This window comes from Candidatus Brocadiia bacterium, from assembly GCA_041658285.1.
Classification (GTDB): domain Bacteria; phylum Planctomycetota; class MHYJ01; order JACQXL01; family JACQXL01; genus JBBAAP01.
In genome coordinates, this window is record JBBAAP010000029.1 from 1 (window position 1) to 3,111 (window position 3,111).

At 49.1% G+C, this 3,111-nt stretch carries 3 protein-coding genes; all 3 read right to left on the reverse strand.

Going from position 1 to position 3,111, the window contains the following annotated elements; translation table 11 throughout:
- Nucleotides 1-161: 161 nt before the first annotated feature.
- The 3 genes from istB to WC980_10840 are packed head-to-tail and all read right to left on the reverse strand — an operon-like array spanning nt 162 to nt 2,909.
- A complete protein-coding gene (istB, locus tag WC980_10830) occupies nt 162-926 on the reverse strand; it encodes an IS21-like element helper ATPase IstB (protein ID MFA5795545.1) in 765 nt (254 codons plus the stop codon).
- Nucleotides 901-2,385: an IS21 family transposase gene (gene istA / locus WC980_10835; GenBank protein ID MFA5795546.1), complete on the reverse strand. Its 1,485-nt coding sequence runs from the start codon at nt 2,383-2,385 to the stop codon at nt 901-903. The genes istB and istA overlap by 26 nt, the downstream gene beginning before the upstream one ends.
- Nucleotides 2,386-2,435: 50 nt before the next feature.
- Nucleotides 2,436-2,909, reverse strand: a complete 474-nt coding sequence (locus WC980_10840) for a hypothetical protein (GenBank protein MFA5795547.1) — start codon at nt 2,907-2,909, stop codon at nt 2,436-2,438.
- Nucleotides 2,910-3,111: the final 202 nt, after the last annotated feature.

The following is a 3,111-nucleotide window of genomic DNA, read 5'->3' on the forward strand; positions in this document are numbered from 1 at the left end:
CGACGAAACGCCGGCTGTTAACGCCGGTCCAAAAGTGTACAGTTTCCGCCGGAATTAAGGGTACAGTTTGAGCCGTTTTTCGCGATTTTGGCGCACGTCAGCGCTCATCCAGCGGATCAAAATAAAAAAATCTGGCACAACTCTGCCACCGCCCGGAAATTTCACAATCCAAGTTGTCTTTGCTTTCTTTTCTTGACTCTATAGCTCGGTCCTTCAATCTTAATCAGCTCGCCATGCTCGGTTAGCCGCTCGGCTATAGCGGTCGCCACGGCGTTATCCTGAAATATTTCTGTCCAGTTCTTGAAAGCCTTGTTTGTTGTTACTATCATTGAGCCTGTTTCAGATCTTTTTGATATGACCTGGAAGAAGAGGTCGCGGCCTTCCTTATCCATCGGCATATAACCGATCTCATCAATAATCAGAAGGCCGGCGCCGGTGTACTTCTTAAGGCCGCGTTCCAGGCCACGATCGCTTTTTGAAGCAATCAGCCGGTTAATCATGTCCGCCGCCGTGGTGAACACGGTGCGAATTGTACTCTGACAGGCCACGTACCCCAGCGCACTTGCAAGATGCGTCTTGCCGATGCCGCTTGGGCCAAGAAAAATCAAATGCTCTTTTCTGCGCACAAAGTCCATATTGCACGCGTTAAGAATAAGCGCTTTAGGGATACTCGTAGGATGTGCCCAGTCAAAAGCATCAATTGTTTTTACACTGGGGAAACCGGCTTTGCGCACAAGCCGGGCTACCGTGTTCTGATGCCGGCAGGCCAGCTCATGGTCAAGCAGCAGGTTCAGGAAATCTACATGGCTCATGTTTTCCTGCCCGCCCGTTTTCTCCAATTCAGGCAACTGCCGGGCTATATGGAACAGGAAAAGCTTTTTTAACTTTTCATCAGCCTTATTATTTGGGCTTTGTTGTTCCGCCATCGGTTGGTTCCTCCTCAAAAAGATTATCGTAAAGCGCTAAATCGCTCTCCTCCACCGCAAGGTCATTCCACTGCGGCTTTTTTGCCAGCGTAATAGACTGCGGCTCCGCAATGTTGCGCGCCGCGCGCTGCTGCACAATAATATTTTGAATATAATGCGCGCCGAAGGCCTGGTACTTCAGGGCGCGGCTTATTGCGATCTTCACATCCGCCTTACCGTATTTGTTAAGCATGTCCTGGATCTTTTCCAGTTGGGACTGAAGATTCAGTTCCGCCGACACCAATCCCTTTAAATACACGCTGCACTCCGGAGCGAGGTTCAGAAACGATTCAACCAGCTTGGACATACGCGCTTTTTTGCGCTGAGCCAGCAACCCCTCATAATGCTTAGGATTTTCTATCACGCGGTTCTTCTCATAGCATCGCGCGTGCGAAGTCAGGATCCTTGTTCCCGCATACACGGCCACCTGCATGGAGGTCGCTTTAATGGTAAGCGTTTTATGCGTAAATCCGCACGGCACGGAATATCTGTTGCCGTCAAACCAGACCAGCGACTGGTTGGTTGCCCTGGCAGAAGCAGCTATTGAACAGTCATATTGGTTTAGGGGCAGGCTCATAAGCAGGGCACGTTCCTTTTCAAAGCGATCTATGGGCCGCTCGTTGGTGCTGCCGTGTTTGCGGGTATTGGCAATTTCCTCCAGCCAGCGCAGCGCCTCCGACTGTATCTGCTCCCGCGAACTTATTGTCTGGCCATCCAGGAACGAGGAACGCAGATATTTTATCCCGTTTTCCACCTTCCCCTTTTCATTGGCCTTTCTAACCCCGCAGGGTACCGGCTTGAATAAATAATAGCCGGCAAAATCCATGAACTTGGAATTAAACCGGATATCCTGCCCGACACGGGATAGAACAACCGTTTTTAAATTGTCATAGTTGATCTTCCTGGGAATACCGCCGAAAAACTGGAACGCATTTACATGAGCCGCAATGAAATCTTCAATACGTTGTGACAGCGTGAACTCTATATACATCATCCGCGAATATGACAGCACCATCACAAAACAGGATAATTGCCGCCGCGCGTTCCCTATGGTGAGATGTCCCGTATTTGCCCAGTCCACCTGCGCGTATTCCCCAGGCTGCGTTTCTATGCGCAAAAACACGTCCGGCTTCCTTCCCGGTCGGTTGTCTTGCAAATAATCCTTAAGAATCGTGTACCCGCCGCTATAGCCTTGCTTGCCTATTTCAAGCAGCAGTTTAGCCCCGGTAAGATTCGGGTATTCCTTAAGCCGCTCCGTTATATACGGTTTAAACGGCTCAAGCTTGCCCGCGACGCCACGTTCGCGCGACTCGTTGCCGGGAGGTGCGGAAACATATTCCAGCGCGCGCCTGACTGTTTTGCGGTGAATACGCAATAAGCGGGATATTTCGCTTATCGAAAGGTGTTCAACCTCACGCATACGTCTTATAGTCGCCCAAAGTTCGTTGTCCATGCGTATAGTTTACACGCTTAACATTTTAATTGCCCATGTGATTTGTATATCGGCCCGCCGCATTCGGCCATAATATCAAGCGTTGCGTCGAGCTTTAAGTTTAATGTGCCTTGTATATCGGCCCCTTTAAGCTCTTTGATTCGCACTATTTTACGTCGGAGCAATCTCACTTGTATATCGGCCCGCCGCTCTTTCAATATCCGCTTGCGAAGCCTGCGCCCGCCGTTATCTTTCCTGATATATTCCGGATGTCCGGCGCGATAGCTGGCAAGATAACCTGGATGATTTTTAAGCCAGGCTTTTGTTTTTACATAGCGCCCACAAAAACAATCCGGATTATTCTTTTCCCACTTCTTTTGCAGCTTTTTCTTATGCTTCTTTAGGCAGGAAATCCGGCGGCAGGACTTTTGGGCATTTGCCGTTCGGATATATGGCTGATAATAATTGCTGCAATAGGGGCAGCGCTTCCAGCCGGCTGTTTTTTGTTTCATTAAACATACTACCCAAATGAAACTGTTTCAAAACAGCATTTGTAAGTTTGCACAGATATTGTTAGGTGGAAAATCTAAATGAAATTCCTGGCGGTTAACGCCTGTTTTGAAATGATGGCTGAAAAATCGCGCGCACACCCTGTACACTCACTAACGGCGGAAACTGTACACTTTAAACCTGGCGTCTCCACCACAAGGCGCG

What these genes read in the sequence shown, in the direction of transcription:
- WC980_10840 (MFA5795547.1), bottom strand. Translation starts at nt 2,909, where the DNA reads ATGAAACAAAAAACAGCCGGCTGGAAGCGCTGCCCCTATTGCAGCAAT.
- istA (MFA5795546.1), bottom strand. Translation starts at nt 2,385, where the DNA reads ATGCGTGAGGTTGAACACCTTTCGATAAGCGAAATATCCCGCTTATTG.
- istB (MFA5795545.1), bottom strand. Translation starts at nt 926, where the DNA reads ATGGCGGAACAACAAAGCCCAAATAATAAGGCTGATGAAAAGTTAAAA.